General features: G+C 50.1%; 21 protein-coding genes. 7 read left to right on the forward strand and 14 right to left on the reverse strand.

What is annotated here, in order from left to right; all coding sequences use genetic code 11:
• From moaC to moaE, 3 genes are read left to right on the forward strand one after another with little or no spacing between them, the layout of a single operon-like run.
• On the forward strand, positions 1 to 477 hold the full coding sequence (moaC, locus tag IC617_RS09160; protein ID WP_191144703.1) for a cyclic pyranopterin monophosphate synthase MoaC: 477 nt from the start codon (positions 1 to 3) through the stop codon (positions 475 to 477).
• Complete coding sequence (locus IC617_RS09165) at positions 474 to 725, forward strand: MoaD/ThiS family protein (RefSeq protein ID WP_191144704.1); 252 nt, start codon at positions 474 to 476, stop codon at positions 723 to 725. The genes moaC and IC617_RS09165 overlap by 4 nt, the downstream gene beginning before the upstream one ends.
• Before the next feature lie 2 nt (positions 726 to 727).
• Positions 728 to 1183, forward strand: a complete 456-nt coding sequence (gene moaE, locus IC617_RS09170) for a molybdopterin synthase catalytic subunit MoaE (protein WP_369410384.1) — start codon at positions 728 to 730, stop codon at positions 1181 to 1183.
• Here the strand turns inward: moaE and moeA are convergent.
• Complete coding sequence (gene moeA, locus IC617_RS09175) at positions 1180 to 2409, reverse strand: molybdopterin molybdotransferase MoeA (RefSeq protein ID WP_191144705.1); 1230 nt, start codon at positions 2407 to 2409, stop codon at positions 1180 to 1182. The two genes, moaE and moeA, sit on opposite strands and share 4 nt — an antisense overlap.
• Before the next feature lie 218 nt (positions 2410 to 2627).
• Between moeA and IC617_RS09180 the strand changes: the two genes are divergently transcribed.
• The gene (locus tag IC617_RS09180; protein ID WP_191144706.1) at positions 2628 to 3671 is read left to right on the forward strand and encodes a GMP reductase; all 1044 of its coding nucleotides are present in this window, start codon (positions 2628 to 2630) and stop codon (positions 3669 to 3671) included.
• A 6-nt stretch (positions 3672 to 3677) separates the two neighbouring features.
• Here IC617_RS09180 and IC617_RS09185 read toward each other — a convergent pair whose 3' ends face one another.
• The gene (locus IC617_RS09185; protein WP_191144707.1) at positions 3678 to 4133 is read right to left on the reverse strand and encodes a tellurite resistance TerB family protein; all 456 of its coding nucleotides are present in this window, start codon (positions 4131 to 4133) and stop codon (positions 3678 to 3680) included.
• 8 nt (positions 4134 to 4141) lie between these two features.
• Complete coding sequence (locus tag IC617_RS09190) at positions 4142 to 5002, reverse strand: NAD-dependent epimerase/dehydratase family protein (RefSeq protein ID WP_191144708.1); 861 nt, start codon at positions 5000 to 5002, stop codon at positions 4142 to 4144.
• Positions 5003 to 5105: 103 nt separating this feature from the next.
• Between IC617_RS09190 and cobB the strand changes: the two genes are divergently transcribed.
• From cobB to IC617_RS09205, 3 genes are read left to right on the forward strand one after another with little or no spacing between them, the layout of a single operon-like run.
• Positions 5106 to 5801, forward strand: coding sequence for a Sir2 family NAD+-dependent deacetylase (gene cobB, locus IC617_RS09195; protein WP_191144709.1), 696 nt, complete (start codon positions 5106 to 5108; stop codon positions 5799 to 5801).
• Positions 5802 to 5827: 26 nt separating this feature from the next.
• Positions 5828 to 6466, forward strand: a complete 639-nt coding sequence (locus IC617_RS09200; RefSeq protein WP_191144710.1) for a LysE family translocator — start codon at positions 5828 to 5830, stop codon at positions 6464 to 6466.
• Positions 6463 to 7056, forward strand: a complete 594-nt coding sequence (locus IC617_RS09205; RefSeq protein WP_191144711.1) for a DUF2987 domain-containing protein — start codon at positions 6463 to 6465, stop codon at positions 7054 to 7056. The genes IC617_RS09200 and IC617_RS09205 overlap by 4 nt, the downstream gene beginning before the upstream one ends.
• A gap of 13 nt (positions 7057 to 7069) precedes the next feature.
• Here IC617_RS09205 and ttcA read toward each other — a convergent pair whose 3' ends face one another.
• The 11 genes from ttcA to ccoN all read right to left on the reverse strand — a co-directional run bounded on the left by ttcA (position 7070) and on the right by ccoN (position 17019).
• A complete protein-coding gene (ttcA, locus tag IC617_RS09210; protein ID WP_191144712.1) occupies positions 7070 to 7957 on the reverse strand; it encodes a tRNA 2-thiocytidine(32) synthetase TtcA in 888 nt (295 codons plus the stop codon).
• Positions 7958 to 8040: 83 nt separating this feature from the next.
• Positions 8041 to 8970, reverse strand: coding sequence for a universal stress protein UspE (uspE, locus tag IC617_RS09215; RefSeq protein WP_191144713.1), 930 nt, complete (start codon positions 8968 to 8970; stop codon positions 8041 to 8043).
• A 143-nt stretch (positions 8971 to 9113) separates the two neighbouring features.
• Positions 9114 to 9869, reverse strand: a complete 756-nt coding sequence (gene fnr, locus IC617_RS09220) for a fumarate/nitrate reduction transcriptional regulator Fnr (protein WP_191144714.1) — start codon at positions 9867 to 9869, stop codon at positions 9114 to 9116.
• A gap of 66 nt (positions 9870 to 9935) precedes the next feature.
• Positions 9936 to 10613 (reverse strand): sulfite exporter TauE/SafE family protein, encoded by a 678-nt coding sequence (locus tag IC617_RS09225; protein ID WP_191144715.1) that lies wholly within the window; start codon positions 10611 to 10613, stop codon positions 9936 to 9938.
• Entirely contained in the window at positions 10613 to 10780 is a 168-nt protein-coding gene (gene ccoS, locus IC617_RS09230) for a cbb3-type cytochrome oxidase assembly protein CcoS (RefSeq protein ID WP_191144716.1), read from the reverse strand. Before ccoS ends, IC617_RS09225 begins: the two co-directional genes overlap by 1 nt.
• 2 nt (positions 10781 to 10782) lie before the next feature.
• On the reverse strand, positions 10783 to 13188 hold the full coding sequence (locus tag IC617_RS09235) for a heavy metal translocating P-type ATPase (protein WP_191144717.1): 2406 nt from the start codon (positions 13186 to 13188) through the stop codon (positions 10783 to 10785).
• Between the two features lie 16 nt (positions 13189 to 13204).
• Positions 13205 to 13699 carry a FixH family protein gene (locus tag IC617_RS09240; RefSeq protein ID WP_191144718.1) on the reverse strand — a complete coding sequence of 165 codons (495 nt, stop codon included), beginning with the start codon at positions 13697 to 13699 and terminating at the stop codon, positions 13205 to 13207.
• 111 nt (positions 13700 to 13810) lie between these two features.
• Complete coding sequence (gene ccoP, locus IC617_RS09245; RefSeq protein WP_191144719.1) at positions 13811 to 14761, reverse strand: cytochrome-c oxidase, cbb3-type subunit III; 951 nt, start codon at positions 14759 to 14761, stop codon at positions 13811 to 13813.
• A complete protein-coding gene (locus IC617_RS09250) occupies positions 14754 to 14942 on the reverse strand; it encodes a cbb3-type cytochrome oxidase subunit 3 (RefSeq protein ID WP_191144720.1) in 189 nt (62 codons plus the stop codon). The genes ccoP and IC617_RS09250 overlap by 8 nt, the downstream gene beginning before the upstream one ends.
• 8 nt (positions 14943 to 14950) lie before the next feature.
• Positions 14951 to 15559 (reverse strand): cytochrome-c oxidase, cbb3-type subunit II, encoded by a 609-nt coding sequence (gene ccoO, locus IC617_RS09255; RefSeq protein WP_191144721.1) that lies wholly within the window; start codon positions 15557 to 15559, stop codon positions 14951 to 14953.
• A gap of 11 nt (positions 15560 to 15570) precedes the next feature.
• Positions 15571 to 17019 carry a cytochrome-c oxidase, cbb3-type subunit I gene (ccoN, locus tag IC617_RS09260; RefSeq protein WP_191144722.1) on the reverse strand — a complete coding sequence of 483 codons (1449 nt, stop codon included), beginning with the start codon at positions 17017 to 17019 and terminating at the stop codon, positions 15571 to 15573.
• Positions 17020 to 17122: the final 103 nt, after the last annotated feature.

The raw sequence follows: 17122 nt of genomic DNA on the forward strand, positions 1-17122 counted from the left end.
ATGAGCAGCCCGCTAAGCCACATTAATGCCGCCGGAGAAGCCAATATGGTGGATGTCTCCGATAAGCAAGTCAGCCAACGTAGCGCCATTGCCGAAGGTTATATTTACATGTCTGCTGCTGCGTTGACGGCAATTGCAGATCAAACCAATGCCAAAGGTGATGTGCTGGCAACGGCTCGCATCGCTGGTATTCAGGCGGCCAAACAAACCGCCCAATTGATTCCGTTATGCCACCCGCTGGCGCTATCAAAGGTGGCGGTCGACTTCCAAATTGAGGCCGACAAGGGCCGTATTCGAATCGAATCATTGTGTAAGTTGGCTGGCAAAACTGGCGTCGAAATGGAGGCGCTAACGGCGTGTTCAGTCGCGGCGCTGACCTTGTTTGACATGTGTAAAGCCGCCGATCCGGCAATGCGCATTGACGGCATCCGCGTGTTGCTTAAAGAGGGCGGCAAAACGGGGCGTTGGCAAGCATGACATTATCCATATTAGTGTTCGCCAGCCTGCGCGAACAATTAGGCCGAGGGCAAATATCCCTAGCCATTGATTTACCTTGTGACGTCGCAACCTTAAAACAAGGCTTAGCAAAGCAATATCCAGTCATTGCCACTGCCGAACGTAATGGTGCCTTGCTGGTTGCGGTCAATCAGCAAATGGCGGGGGACGAGGCGATGGTTGCTGTTGGTGATGAAGTGGCGTTGTTTCCGCCGGTAACCGGAGGCTAACCGTGAGCCAAATCCGATTAGCAGTGAATGAACATTGGATTGATGTGGCTGAGCATCTGAGCTGGTTAAGTGCTGATCACAACGCGGGTGCTGTGGTCAACTTTATCGGTCAGGTTCGGCAACAGAATCTCAATGAAGAGGTGACGGGCTTGGTCCTTGAACATTACCCAGCGATGACGGAAAAAAGCTTAACAGGCTTAATCGAGCAAGCGGCCGCACGTTGGCCATTGCTTCGGATCAGCGTGTTTCATCGGGTTGGGGCCTTGGTTCCCGGCGATCCGATTGTATTCGTTGGGGTGAGTTCAGCCCACCGCGATGCGGCTTTTGAAGGCGCTCGGTTTTTGATGGATAAGTTAAAAACACAAGCGCCATTTTGGAAAAAAGAAACCACTAAAGATGGCGATCGTTGGCTTGATGCCAGAGCCTGCGATACCGATGCTGCCGCGAGCTGGGATTAACCCAGCAACGCGTCAAACAATAACACCTCAACTTGCTCGCCAGCATCAATATTGCCGCGCTCAAGCTCCAGCACCAAAAAACAATTGGCATTGCTAATCGACGACATAATGCCAGAACCTTGCCGCCCAGTGGTGCTCACAACCAAGCGACCGTCATCACCGCGCTGGACGATTCCCCGTTGAAAGTCGAGCCGGCCAGGGCGCTTACGAATTGCCTCGGTCGTCGTCGCAATGACCGTCAGCGGCGGCTCTGCGAACTCGCCAGCTAATTGGCGTAATGCCGGCACAGCCAGTTGATGGCAAGTCACCATGGCCGAGACAGGATTGCCCGGTAAGCCAAAGTAATGAGCCTTACCAAGGCGTCCGTAAGCGAACGGTTTACCCGGCTTAATCGCTAGCTTCCAAAAATCAATTTGGCCCATTTCGCTAAGAATATCTTTGATGTAATCGGCATCGCCAACGCTGACGCCGCCGCTGCTGATCACGGCATCGTATTGGCTGGCTTGAGTGAACGCCTCGCGGATGGCTTCTGGCTCATCGGCAATAATGCCAAACTCGTCCACTTCCAGCGATAAACGCTTGAGCATCGCGGCAAGGGCGTATCGATTGCTCTCGTAGATTTGGCCTGCAGCCAACGGTTGGCCTGGCTCAACGAGTTCGTCACCATTTGAAAGCAATGCCACTTTCGGCTTGCGCTTGACCGCGACAGTGGCGACCCCAAGTGATGCCAGCAAGCCAATATCTGCAGGTTTGATGCGATGGCCTGGCTCAAATAACAATTGCCCAGCTTGCAGATCTTCGCCGGCCAAACGAATATTTTGACCTTGTTTGACCGCCGCGCTAAGCGACACTTGTTGCTCTTCGCGGGTGACATCTTCTTGCATGATCACGGCATCTACGCCAGCAGGGATCACCGCGCCTGTCATGATCCAAACGCACTGGCCTGCCGCGACTGTGCCGGAGTAGGGTTGTCCGGCAAGCGCCTGACCGATGCACGTTAACGTCACCTCGCCAATGCAATCTGCCGAGCGCGCGCCATAACCGTCCATTGCAGAGTTGTTTGCTGGCGGCACATTAATCGGGCAACTGATCGCTTCTGCAACCACCCGACCTGCAGCTTGCGACAATGACACCTGCTCATGATCCATTATCGAGCTGACTTTATCGAGTAACACGCGTAACCCTTCGGCCAAGGGCATTAATCCGTTTGTATAGCAATCCGCCATGAAACACCTAAATGTAATTGTTGTAGCAGCAATACTAACAAAGCGTATCGAGAATGGTAGGAAAGCGGTGCTAACCGGCAATTTAATGTTCGGCATCAAAACCCGAACGAGCAGTTTCATTAAATTCCCATACACTTAATAGCTGTCGTTGCCCTTGGGTCTATCAATTATCAGCCCCATATCAGGCAAGTTAATTAATCATTCAGAGGTTTTTGCACATGCGGATCGAATCGGATATCAAGTTGGGCTTTAAAGATGTACTTATCCGCCCCAAACGTTCCACGCTTAGCTCTCGCTCGCAAGTCGAACTCAATCGTACTTTCACCTTTGTGAATAGCGGAAAGACCTGGACTGGTGTTCCGATTATCGCCGCCAACATGGACACTGTCGGCTCATTTGAGATGGCCGTAGCGCTCGCCGAACACAAGATGATCACCGCGGTCCACAAGCACTACTCAATCGAGCAGTGGAGCGAGTTTCTCGCTCAGCAAGATGAATCCATTTTTAATCACATTATGGTCAGCACGGGCACATCGCAACAAGATATGGCCAAGCTCAATACGCTGATGTCAGCGCACCCTGAGCTGCAATTTATTTGCGTGGATGTCGCCAACGGCTACTCCGAAGCATTCGTTAATTTTGTTCGTAGCGTTCGCCAGCAATATCCAGAGACCACGCTGATTGCGGGTAACGTGGTTACCGGTGAAATGGTTGAAGAGTTGATCTTAGCGGGTGCCGATGTCATCAAGGTCGGTATTGGTCCTGGCTCTGTTTGTACCACGCGGGTCAAGACAGGTGTTGGCTACCCGCAATTGTCGGCGGTGATTGAATGTGCTGATGCTGCACATGGCCTTGGTGGGCAGATTATCTCTGACGGCGGCTGTGCGATTGCTGGCGATCTGTCTAAAGCGTTTGGTGGCGGTGCTGACTTCATTATGTTGGGTGGTATGCTCGCCGGTCACGATGAAGCGGCAGGTGATCTGATCGAACGTGACGGTAAACAGTACAAACGTTTCTACGGTATGAGTAGCGCCACCGCCATGGGCAAGCATGCGGGCGGGGTTGCTGAATATCGAGCCTCTGAAGGTAAAACTGTGGAAGTACCTTACCGCGGCCCAGTCAATGCCACGGTGCTCGACTTCCTCGGCGGTATTCGCTCAGCTTGTACTTATGTTGGCGCCCGTCAGCTCAAAGAGCTGTCCAAGCGCACTACCTTCATTCGCGTGCAGGAACAAGAAAACCAAGTCTTTGGCAAAGAATAAGTGGCGTTAAGCGATGCCCATGATCGTTTGGGCTTCTAACTTGTTTCGAACAAAATCACTGTGGCTGACATAAAGCAGGTCAGCCACTTTTCTTATCGTCGCTTCTTCGTGTGGATCAAGTACGCCATCTGCATACGACACTTTCCACAGTGCCAATACCACTTGATTACGAAGCTCAATCGGCGCTTCTTTCACCACAGATGTATAGCGATACAATCCCACCGCATCATCACTTGATTGCTTGGCGCGGGCAATCAACTCATCCACATCCGACTTCGCCACGCCAAATAACTTAGTCAGTAACTGGCTAATCACGGATAACTCTCGATCACTGCTGGTGCCGTCACTATTAGCCATTTCGATCAACAAAGCGGCGATTGCTAATTCTTGATCGATGGCAGCCGCTTCGGCGCTCTGGGTTTGGGTTAGGCGATCAAAAAACTCAGAAATTCTAGTTAACATCAATAGGGTTACTCCTGCGCCATCTGTTTAAGCATCTGTTGGTAGCCTGAGCGATAATCCGGGTATTTCAGCTGATAACCGGTTGCGCGCATCTTGCTGTTATCGCAACGCTTACCAAGATTAGATGGAGTCTGTGGCAACAAGTTCACCAAATCCGGTTGATTCAGTTGCTCCGCAATAAATTGATAAACTGTCGCCTTGTCAGCACCATCGTCATCGACGGCAACATAGCAGGGCGCTAACGACTCCCCGCGCCAATCGAGCGCAATCAAGTGCAGCAGCAAACCTGCGCAATCTTCCTCATGAATTCGGTTGGTTAATGGTGCAGGCTGGTTGGCTACCTCAACGCCGGCCTTAACGTGGCGAATCATCATCGAACGGCCATTACCATAAATACCGCCAAAGCGAACGATAGTGGAGTGAACGGCGTGCTCGCGCAATAATTGCTCGCCTCGGCGAATAATTTGGCCGCTAAAGCTAGCCGCGTCGGTTGCACTTTGTTCATTGACCACTTCACCACCATTCTGACCGTAAACACTGGTACTTGAAACAAACAAAAAACGCTTTATTTGTTGTCTAGACAATGCATCCAGTAAGTTAGCTAATGCTTTGTTATAAGTGTCTTTATAGGCAGTCTCTGTACGACAATCAGGCGTTGCCGTAAAAATCACATAATCAATATCAGGCAGGTTTTGCAGGGTTTGTGGATCCAATAAATCGGCTTGGATATGCTGTTTGGCGACCGAGTCGTCAGCCCGACTAAGACTAATCAGCTGTGCATTTGGCGCCTGCTGGCACATGGTTCGGCCGATAGCACCAAAGCCAGTGATTAAGATACGGCATTGCGCATCAGGAACTTGATTTGCCATTGTATATTCGAATTAATAGAACAGATGTTCTTTATGGCCTTTCTTGTCGCAGCATTCAAGTCTGGCTAACGTTATTGGCCATGCCAGTTGAATAGGAAACACCATGAAAATAGTTGTTTTAACCGGTGCTGGGATCTCTGCTGAGTCCGGTATTCGAACCTTTCGCGGCGCTGATGGTTTGTGGGAAGGTCATTCGATTGAAGATGTCGCCACTCCCGAAGGCTTTAGCCGCAACCCGGCATTAGTGCATCGTTTTTATAATGAACGCCGCGCGCAGTTGCTGAACCCCGAAATTGCCCCCAATGCCGCTCATTATGCGCTTGCTGAATTAGAACAATGGGCCAGTGAATTCATGTTGGTAACGCAAAACGTCGATAATTTGCATGAGCGGGCTAACAGCCAGCAAGTGATCCACATGCATGGCGAACTATTGGCGATTGTCTGCCAGCACTGTGGCCATGAATTTCGGACTACCGAATCGACAACCGAGAACGATGTCTGCCCGCAATGCCAGCATAAAGGCAGCTTGCGCCCTGATATTGTCTGGTTTGGCGAAATGCCAAAACAAATGGATGCCATTTATGATGCGCTCGCTCAATGCGATCTGTTCATTTCGATTGGTACCTCTGGCAATGTTTATCCGGCAGCCGGCTTTGTCCAACAAGCAGCGCAGTTTGGTGCCCATACGGTGGAGTTAAATCTTGAGCCTTCAAGCGTCAATCATAACTTTAGTGAGTGCCATTACGGACCAGCATCGGAAATTGTCACTACCTACGTCGCTGATTTAATGAAACAATAGCGCGTCTTTTCTTTAGGTTAGTTGTTATGGTTTGGAGTGAATTTGTCACCATTGCTGGGATCCATTTGTTGGCAGTGATGAGTCCAGGGCCAGATACTGCGATTGTGCTCAACAACGCGATTAAATTTGGTCGTCGCGCGGGCGTGCTGACCGCCGCCGGCATTGGTTGCGGGATCATTGTTCACGTGCTGTATTCGGTCGCGGGCGTTGGTTACTTGTTGCATCATTATCCATGGTTGCAGCAGGTGATGATGATGCTGGCAGCCTTGTATCTTGGTTATATTGGCATCAATGGGTTACTTAGCCGAGCGGCGTCTGGTGATGCTGATTTTGGTGATTCGGTCGATCGCAAGGCGACGGCAAGGCCCTTTATCAATGGCTTGATCACCAATGGCTTAAACCCAAAAGCGACATTATTTTTTATTGCCCTGTTTACCGCCGTGGTGTCTGATACCACGCCAATGCTGGATAAGGCCGGTTACGGCGTTTATTTGGTGTTCGCAACGTTTGCTTGGTTTGCGTTATTGTCCTGCATCGTTGGCCACCCGAAATTGCAGCAACGGATGCAAGACAGCTACCAGCTGGTCAACGTCATCATGAGCAGTTTACTGATACTGATTGCTGCGCGAATTGTTTGGACATTATTTGTTGAGGTCACCGGATGAAAATTGCCATTCGTCGCGCTATCGCCACTTGTATTGCGCTTGGCCTGAGTGCCTGGACTTGCCACGCCGAGCCGTTACGTCTTGAATATGCAGGTTTTTACGATTACCTCAAAAGTGCCAACTCAACCAAGTACAACCGAGTGAAGCCGGCGTTCTTTCTCAACAACCCAGCGCAGCCTGATCAATCTTGTGTAGTGAACGCAGAAATACATGTCGGACAGACGCGTTACCCGTTAGTTGCTAACGCAGCGACGGGCGAATTCTTTGTACCATTTGATAAGCGAATCAAAGATGGACGTGGCGCTTTGGTCTTTCAAGCGCCGCAAACGTGCAAACTGCAAGTTGCCGCCGTCGGGCGTTTATATAAGCGCAGTTTTTCTGGTGAAGAGCTGCAACAAGTTGCTGAACAAGTTTATAGCTTGATGGAAAACTATGCCGGCTCGGTGCGTTATTTTATGCCGGATTGGAATGGCGTGGTATTGCAATTAAGCGATGGCCAACGTATCGAATATCCGCGCGAACGGCTACCCGAGCACATTGAGTTAACAGCCGACGTCGAACACGTCCGGCTGACGATGGCGGCCGATTAGCCGCCACATTGTTTTATTTTAATTCGACGATTTGAACGTCACTTGCAAACTCAGGTTTTGGCTCGCTGAAGCTTGGCTGATCAAACGCAGTGTCACCGTCGGCATTGGCTTCGCCGGTTGGTTGCATTGATAGAAAATCAAACAGCTGGCGATCTGCAAGATGGCTTGGCACCACATTCTGCATGGCCTTGAAGATGGTTTCTGAGCGGCCAGGGTAGCGCCGGTCCCACTCATGCAGCATGGCCTTAACCGCTTGGCGCTGCAGGTTGTCCTGCGAGCCGCAGAGGTTACAAGGAATAATGGGAAATTCCTGAACGTCACCGTAGCGGATCAAATCAGCTTCCTTGCAGTAGGCCAATGGCCTGATCACTGTGTGTTGGCCGTCATCTGAAACCAGCTTTGCTGGCATCGATTTTAATCGGCCACCGTAGAACATATTCAAAAATAAGGTTTCGAGCATGTCATCGCGATGATGCCCCAACGCAATTTTGGTCGCGCCCATTTCTTTTGCAGTGCGGTACAAAATGCCACGACGTAAACGCGAACAGAGCGAGCAAGTCGTTTTGCCTTCAGGAATTTTATCTTTGACAATGCTGTAGGTATCTTCTTCGACAATCTTGTATTCAATATCAAGCGAGTCTAAATACTGCGGCAAGATATGTTCTGGGAAGCCCGGCTGTTTTTGATCCAGGTTAACGGCGAAAATATCGAAGTGGATCGGTGCTCGAGAGCGCAGTTTCAGCAAAATATCGAGCAGGGCATAGCTGTCTTTGCCACCTGACAAGCAGACCATAACTCGGTCGCCATCTTCGATCATATTGAAATCTTCAATGGCTTTACCAACGTTGCGACACAAGCGCTTTTCAAGCTTGTTGGCGTTGTATTTTGATTTAGGGGTCATGTGGCCTACCTGATGGAAAAATCGACGGTATTATACGGATCGCCGATACCAAGTAAACTCATGACCCCATTGAGATGACTGGATTAGTCGAGTTTCACCGGACTTTCAAAGCCTTCGGGCTTGATTGCCAGGACATCGCAGTTGAGCTGATCAATCACATGCTCAGCCGTGTTGCCAATCAAAGCAGCCGATATACCGGTTCGGCCGACCGTGCCCATCACAACAAGCTCAGCATCGAGTTGCCGCGCGTATGCTGGAATCACATCCTCGGGCAGACCTTCACCGACGTGCCAATGGTGATCATCAATGGCAAAGCCTTCAGCTAATTTCTTCACTTCTGCTTGATGGTGCTTCTTGACCGCGTTGTTGTACGATTCGGGGTCAAAATCTGGGATCTCCACCGAAATGTTCAGCGGTGCGCCCGGATAAGAATTCACCAAATAGGTTTCAGCGCCCACCAACTCGCATAGTTTGACAGATTGGCTAATGATTGCTTGATTAAGGCCTGCGTGGGAATCGTCATCATTACCAGCATCGACCGCTGCAATGACTTTGCCGTTTTCAGGCCAGTCATGCTCTTTCACCAGCAACACCGGAACCGGCGACTTACGTAACAAATGCCAATCGGTTGGGGTGAAAATCACGGACTTTAAGGTGTCATGGGAGCGAGTTGCTTTAATGATTAAATCAATACCACAGCGCATGGCATGGTGAATCACTGCCTCAAATGGCCGGTTGTGCCAAATGACATGAACTTCGGTTTTAACCTCAGTTGGGTACTGGGCTAAAACGTCAGTTAGCCATTCGCGCTGTGAAGCAATCACAGTTTCACGCATGGCTTCACGCTCTTGCACAGACAGCATGGTTGTCATTTCATACGAAAAATCATAGATCGACAGAAACACATGGACCGAAGCGCCGGTTTTATCGGCAAGATGAAAAGCTCTGGATAGCGCAGGTTGTTTATCGGAGGAAGGATCGATGACAACCAAAAATTTCTTATAATTGTTCATGGCTAAACTCCTGAGAAACAGGGATCAGATCAATTTAACCATAGCAATAATTGGCCTCGGCGGCAGGGCTGGTTGTTGAGAGGGATCAAAAAAGGCGCGAACAAGATCGCGCCTTTGTGAGCTGCTAAACAGTTAGCGAACGGTTAGCCAACTTGAGCCTGATCAGCTGGCTGGCGACCGGCAGCCAAAGCCAAACTTTCGTTATCAAGTACGGTAATGTATTTGCCTTGAACGGCAATCATGCCGCTTTTCTGGAAACGGCCAAGTAGGCGGCTGATGGTTTCAACGGTTAGGCCAAGGTAATTACCAATATCACCGCGAGTCATGGTCAAGCGGAACTCACGAGAAGAGAAACCACGCTCACCAAAGCGACGCGACAACTCATAAATAAATGACGCCAAACGCTCTTCAGCACTCTTTTTACTGAGTAGCAGCAACATGTTTTGATCAGAGCCGATTTCAGTACTCATCAGGCGCATGATTTGCTGACGCAGTTTTGGCATTTTGCCGCACAAGTCGTCTAGGGTATCGAATGGGATTTCGCAGACCATCGAAGTTTCCAGCGCTTCAGCGAAGCTTGGGTGGTGATCACGAGAGATGGCATCAAAGCCAACTAAGTCACCGGCCAAATGGAAACCTGTAATTTGTTCTTCGCCATTCTCAGTGATGGTATAGGATTTCACCGAGCCAGAACGAATGGCGTAAAGGCTTTTGAGGTTATCACCAGCTTTGAACAGCTCGTCCCCTTTATGGATTGGTTTTTTTCGCTCAATAATGTCATCGAGTTGATCTAACTCATTGGAATTAAGCGAAAATGGAATGCACAATTGACTGATACTACAGTTCTGACAGTGAATTGCTCCGCATCCGCCAGTAAAAGGGCGCTTTGTTGAAGTCATAAAGAGTTTCCAAAAAATTTTTGACGGCCTAACTCCAGCATTTTAACACGTTTTCTCACATCGTAGTCAATGACTGATCAACAGTTCAACGAGTTGTGCGGTGGCAAAAATGATCAACGCCGTTGCCACAGCCCTGCGACACCAAGGATTTTGAATCCATTTCGACAATGTTGAGCCGCCAGAGCTGATCAGCATAACCGCTGGTGTTGTCCCTAGACCAAACGCCAACATCGCCAAAGCACTGCTCAAGGCATCACCTTTAGCCATGGCTGTCACCGTCGCTGAATAGACTAAGCCACAAGGTAACCAACCCCAACACGCGCCAACAATGAGCGCGCCATAAGTACTTTTAATCGGGAGAAAGGCTTGCTGAATGGGTTTGATTCGTTGCCAAAGTGGCGCGGCAACCTTTTCCAGGTGGGCCAAACCAAACCACCATCGAGCAATATATAAGGCCATCAAAATGAGCATCAAATTGGCTGCGATCCGAAACACCAGCAACACATCTCTTGCGCCAAATAACAGCTGCAATTGGCTGATTGACCAGCCGAATAGGCCGCCAATCAAGCAATAACTGCTGATCCGGCCAAGTTGCGCTACCACCAATAAACGAACCTTGTCGGCGCGACTTCCTTTGATGCCCATGCCAAGTGCAACAGACAGACCTCCGCACATCCCCAAACAATGGCCCGAGCCAAATAGACCGATCATGAATAGACTGGCAACAAACGCCCAATCGATCATTACTTCGCCTGACCTTTGTCGTCAGGTTCGTCGTCATCAAACAACACGCTGGTTCCGTGACGCTCCAAATCATCAAATTGATTGGACTTCACCGCCCATACGAACACGCCTATAGCGACACATATAAATAGAATGGCGATAGGGATCAGAACATAAATTATTGCCATAGTTAACTCTTCAACCGTTCGATACGCATGGCATTGACCACCACAATGAGACTCGATGCCGACATCCCAATCACAGCAATATAAGGCGGCAACATGCCCGAGACAGCCAAGGGTAACACCACCAAGTTGTAACCGAGCGCCCATGCCAGGTTTTGACGGATGATCCGTTTAGTTTGCTGACCAACGCGAATCGCCGTGGCAATGGGTATTAACTTCGAGCCAAGTAAGACCGCGTCGGCACTGCGTTTAGCAATGTCGGTTCCGGTTGAGATGGCAATCGACGCGTTAGCTTGTGACAACACGGGGCCATCATTAATACCATCACCAACCATCAATACCGCCTCGCCATTGGCTTGTTTTTGCTGTACCCAAGCTAGCTTATCTTCTGGGGTGCAATTGCCGACCGCATCACTAATCGCCAACTTGTCAGCCAGCGTTGCTGTATGTGTTTGTTGATCGCCACTGACCACCGCCGTCGAGACACCAAGTTGTTGCAGCTGTTTGATGAGTTGTGCGGCGTCCGAGCGCGGCGGATCGATAAAATCAAAACCCGCCAATACCTGCTGTTCGTTGGCAAGCAGTACCCGATGTGATGGTGCCGCGCCAGCATGTTGTTGCTCAATATACTGCGGACTACCGAGATAGAAACGTTGGCCATTGACTTCGCCACAGACGCCAAACCCTGACATCAGCTGAATATTGTTCGCGACAAGAACTCGCGACTGATTGGCAGCTGCGGCATTGACGATTGCATCAGCCAGAGGGTGATTGGCGCCGGCTTCGAGGCTTGCCGCGAGTGCCAAAGCTTGCTGCGTGTCTATATCATCGCTGTAGCACGCTACATCATTCACCGATAAGGTGCCATGGGTTAACGTGCCAGTCTTATCAAAGGCAATTCGGTCGATTGATGCTAGCTGATCGAGTAAGTCCGCTGTTTTGGCAATCACGCCACTGGCACCGAGGCGGCTGATCCCTGCGGTAATGGCCGTTGGTGTTGCCAGTGACAAGGCACAGGGGCAGGTGGCAACGAGCACTGCGAGGGTGATCCAAAGAGCGTCTTCTGGCCGATTGAAATACCAGAAAGTTGCCGTGGCACTGGCCACAATCAGCAGCGCAATGACAAAATAGCGGGCAACTTTGTCGGCAAATTGAACCGGCTTGGCGCGACTCGCCAGTGCTTGTTCTTGCATTCGAACAATGGAGGCCACCATGGTGTCTTTGACTTCTGTGACTTCAATTTCAAGCGGTTGCTCCTGATTAATCACGCCAGCAAACACGGTATCGCCGACGGTTTTAGCAATTGGCTCGTGCTCGCCGGTTAATACCGATAAATCAACATGACTGGCACCTTTTACAATCACGCCATCAACGGCCAGCGTTTCACCGGGTTTCAGCAACAATCGCTGGCCTGCCAAAATCTGCTTAACCGGCACCGTTTCGACGCCGTATTCAGTGAGCCGATGGACCACTGCCGGCAGCAATTTTACGGCATTGGCGCTTCTGGCATTGCCGCGATGACGGGCAACAAGCTCAGCGTAACGGCCCAGCAATAAAAAGAAGGTGAACATCGAAATGGATTCGAAATAAACCTCACCAGTTTGGTAAATCGTGGCATAGCTGCTGGCAATAAACGCCAAAATCAATGCGATTGAAACTGGCACATCCATGTTCGGATGGCGGGCTTTAATGCTAGTAATAGCGGAAAGGTAAAATGGCCAGGCAGCGTAACAAATCACTGGCGTTGCCATCAGCAGCGATACCCAGCGAAGGTAGCTTTGCTGATGGGGCTCCATGTCGAACACGCCGAAATAAAGTGCCACAGCGAACATCATTACTTGCATGCTGGCCAATGCCGACACACCAATGCGGATTAAAAAGCTCTGCTTTTTATCCTGATAACTTTTGTCTTCAACTTCTTTGTCGTATGGCAGCGCCTGATAACCAAGCTCAGCGAGCGACTTTAACAGTTTGCTCAGCGCAGCTTGGGCTGGATCCCAGCGTAACAACAGGCGATGGGTCGATGAATTGACAGTCGCTCGAACAACGCCAGCTTGCCTAGACAAGTGTTTTTCAATCAACCATGCGCACGCAGCACAACGCACGCCATCTAGCGACAACAACGCTTCTTTGGAATTACCCTCGGTGGTACAAAATTCGTCCTGAATTTCCGCCATATCGAGGCGTTCGAATTGCAATTTGAGGGCATCAGGCACTAGGTCGCCCTCAATTTTTCCGGCGACATCGGTGCGATGCTTGTAGTAATCCGTTAACCCAGCTTCGACAATCGACTCAGCCACGGCATGACAGCCAAGACAACACATAGAGCGCGGTTTGTTGAGGATTTCGACCGTCAGTTCGAGTCCATCGGGAATGGGCTCGTGACAATGGAAACAAGAACCTTGTGACATCGGCTACTAGCTCAAATCAGTGACTGTATGGATCGAATTCAAGTGCGCCAGGGTGCGGTAAAGTGATCGTGCGGCGCAAGCGCCAAGACTGGTCAAATGGCATAATTGACAACTGCCATTTGTGGACGATGTCTTCCGGCAGCGCCGCTACGTATTGGCCTTTGCCATTTTTCGCAGCCAGCACTGAAAAGTCACGTTTCGCTTGCGTCGTATGGTAAAAATCGAGATTCAGCGCGCTGCCATCCAATGATTCGCCACCGCCAGTAAATTCAATGACAACCTGACCTTCGGTAAAGCTTACTTGCGCCGCTAATCCAAGCTCTAACGCTTTGCTTTGTTTTTCTTTTTGAAAGTTAATCGCTTTACCTTTCTTGTAATAGTCATCGACCACCATGTCCGGTTGAGCGCCAAGAAAGATAAACAAAGTGACAAAGCTTGCGATCACTGCTGAAAGCGGAAACGCCAACAGAAACCATGGCCAAAACTGCTGATACCAACGTTTAGATTGCACGGAAAATGTCTCTCCAGATTTTTTTAGTATGTTTGCTTCAGGGCGTAGTTTACGCATTTTCTGACAAAAAAAACGCCCCAATTTAGGGGCGTTCATCATTTATACGGTTAATTATTGGTGTGGGTTTGCCAGCTGGTAGACATAGGCAGACAAGACATGAACCTTATCTTCACCTAGGATCTCTTTCCAAGCAGGCATCACGCCAGCGCGACCATTGCGAACTGATTCCTCAATCGCTAGGCGCGAACCGCCATATAACCATGTTTGATCAGTCAAATTCGGTGCACCAAACATTTCGTTACCAGTGCCGTCTGCGCCATGACAGGCCGCACACAGACCAAACTTGGCTTTACCTTGCTCAACCAATTTAACATCCAGACCACGACGACCTGAGAGTGACAGCACGTACTCAACAACAGCATCAACACCTTCATCGCCCAGCACATCGCCCCAAGCGGCCATTGCTGCAACGCGGCCATGGAGAATGGTCTCAACGATTTGCTCTGGCTCGCCGCCCCAGTTCCATTTGTCATCGGTCAGGTTAGGGAAGCCCGTGGCACCTTTAGCATCTGAGCCGTGACACTGCGAACAGTTCTGCAAGAACAGGCGCTTACCGACTTTCATCGCATCTTCGTCATAGGCCAATTCAACGATTGGCGTAGCGGCAAATGCTTCAAAGATAGGCGCAAAACGCTCGTTCGCTGCAACCACTTCTTGGTCATATTGAACAATGCCCTGGGAATCAGCCGATGCTGCGCGCGATTCTTCCAACGACGTAACCTGCTTATTGGCGCTGGTCCAGTTCAAAAAGCCCGAATAGTTGCCAAGGCCGGGGTAGAGTGCCAAATAGCCCAATCCAAACAGGATGGTCACTACGAACATGTAGGTCCACCATTTCGGCAGATCATTGTTCAACTCTTCGATGCCATCAAACTCATGGCCCATGGATTCGCCTTCTGGCTTACCCATGCGGTCTGTCGCACACACCCATAACAGATAGGCAAATGCGCCGATACTTCCTAATGTAATCAGCGTTACAACAACGCTCCAGAAACTAGTCATGTGTGCCTGGCTCCCGCTTATTATTTGTTTGTTTTTGTTCCGTTTGTTCGTCGGCAAACACTAGATTTGCGGCTTCATCAAAGGCTTTTTTGCGCCGTGAGCTATACGCCCACAGCACGATGCCGATGAAAATAACCATCAAAACTAATGTGATAATGCCTTGGAAATCACCGTAACTCATAAGTCACCTCACTTGAGGGCGGTACCCAAAGACTGTAAATAGGCGATTAATGCATCCATCTCAGTCTTACCGGCAACCTCAGCTTCAGCGTTGGCAATGTCTTCGTCCGTATAAGGCACGCCGAACATGTTTTTGAACACAGCCATTTTCTTCGCTGTCTCTTTGCCATCGAGCTCTGCATCACTCAACCATGGGAAACCAGGCATATTAGATTCTGGTACCACTGCGCGAGGATCGATCAAGTGAATGCGATGCCACTCATCACTATAACGACCACCAACACGGGCAAGATCAGGACCAGTGCGCTTAGAGCCCCATAGGAATGGGTGTTCCCAAACGCTCTCGCCAGCGACAGAGTAGTGACCATAGCGCTCGGTCTCTGCACGGAATGGACGGATCATTTGGCTGTGGCATGAGTTACAGCCTTCGCGGATATAGACATCACGGCCTTCCATTTGCAGCGCAGTGTAAGGCTTCAAACCTTCCACTGGCGTCACAACTTCCTTGGAGAACAGCAATGGCGTGATTTGCGCCAAGCCGCCCCAAGAAATGGCGATCACAATAAAGACCGCCATCAGGCCAATGTTTTTTTCCAAAAACTCGTGATTAAATTTCATCTTCGTACTCCTTACGCTGGTTGCGCAGCCATCTCTGGCTCTTCATGAACGTCATCCAGCGTGCCTTTCGGCGCGAAGATGGTTTTGAACATGTTGTATGCCATTAGCAACATACCGGCGACGAAGAACACACCACCAATAAAGCGAACCAAGTAGTAAGGTTTTGTTGCTTCTAGCGCTTCAACAAAGGAGTAGGTCAGGGTACCGTCGGCGTTCACCGCGCTCCACATCAGACCTTGCATGACACCGGCAATCCACATGGCAACGATGTACAAGACAACGCCGATAGTGGCAAGCCAGAAGTGCGTGTTGATCAGTTGCACACTGTACATGCGCTTGTGGCCGAACAGCACTGGGATCAGGTGATACATTGCACCGATCGATACCATGGCAACCCAACCCAACGCACCAGAGTGCACGTGGCCAACAGTCCAGTCGGTGTAGTGAGACAAGGCGTTGACGGTCTTGATTGACATCATTGGGCCTTCGAAAGTCGACATGCCGTAGAACGACAGCGATACAATCAAGAAGCGCAATACAGGATCGTGACGCAATTTATGCCACGCACCGGAGAGGGTCATAATACCGTTGATCATGCCACCCCAGCTTGGTGCGAACAAAATCAGCGACATCACCATACCCAATGACTGAGTCCAGTCTGGCAGTGCGGTGTAGTGCAAGTGGTGCGGACCGGCCCAAATGTAGATCGAAACCAATGCCCAGAAGTGAATAATCGACAAGCGGTACGAATAAACCGGACGACCCGCTTGTTTTGGCACGAAGTAGTACATCATGCCAAGGAAACCAGCAGTGAGGAAGAAGCCTACGGCGTTGTGGCCGTACCACCACTGGACCATGGCATCAACGGCGCCAGGGTAGATCGAGTAAGACTTCCACAGCGACACTGGGATCGCCATTGAGTTAACAATGTGCAACACAGCAACGGTGATAATAAAGGCACCGTAGAACCAGTTGGCAACGTAGATGTGAGACGTTTGACGCTTAATGATGGTACCGAAGAAAACGATGCCGTAAGAGACCCAGACCAGCGCAATCAAAATATCGATTGGCCATTCCAGCTCGGCATATTCCTTAGCCGTAGAAATACCCAGAGGTAGGGTAATCGCGGCACTAAGGATCACCAATTGCCAGCCCCAGAAGGTGAAGGGGATTAGCCAGCCGCCGAACAGCTTGGCCTGACAGGTACGTTGTACCACGTAATAAGAAGTTGCGAATAATGCGCATCCACCGAATGCAAAAATTACCGCGTTGGTGTGTAGGGGTCTGATTCGACTGTAAGTTAGCCATGGCACATCAAAGTTCAGTGCTGGCCAATACAGCTGTGCTGCAATTAATACGCCGACGGCCATACCTACAATGCCCCAAATTACAGTCATGACTGTAAATTGGCGAACGACCTTGTAGTTATAATCTACGGCTGTTGCCTGTGTCTCACTCATAGCTCTGCTTCCGCTGCTGTGATTCGTTATTAGTTAGGGTTATATATAGCGGCTAACCGCCTGACGATAGAAGGATTTATACGAGTACATCTGGTAACGTACA

It is taken from the genome of Neiella litorisoli (assembly GCF_014773395.1).
Classification (GTDB): Bacteria; Pseudomonadota; Gammaproteobacteria; order Enterobacterales; family Neiellaceae; genus Neiella; species Neiella litorisoli.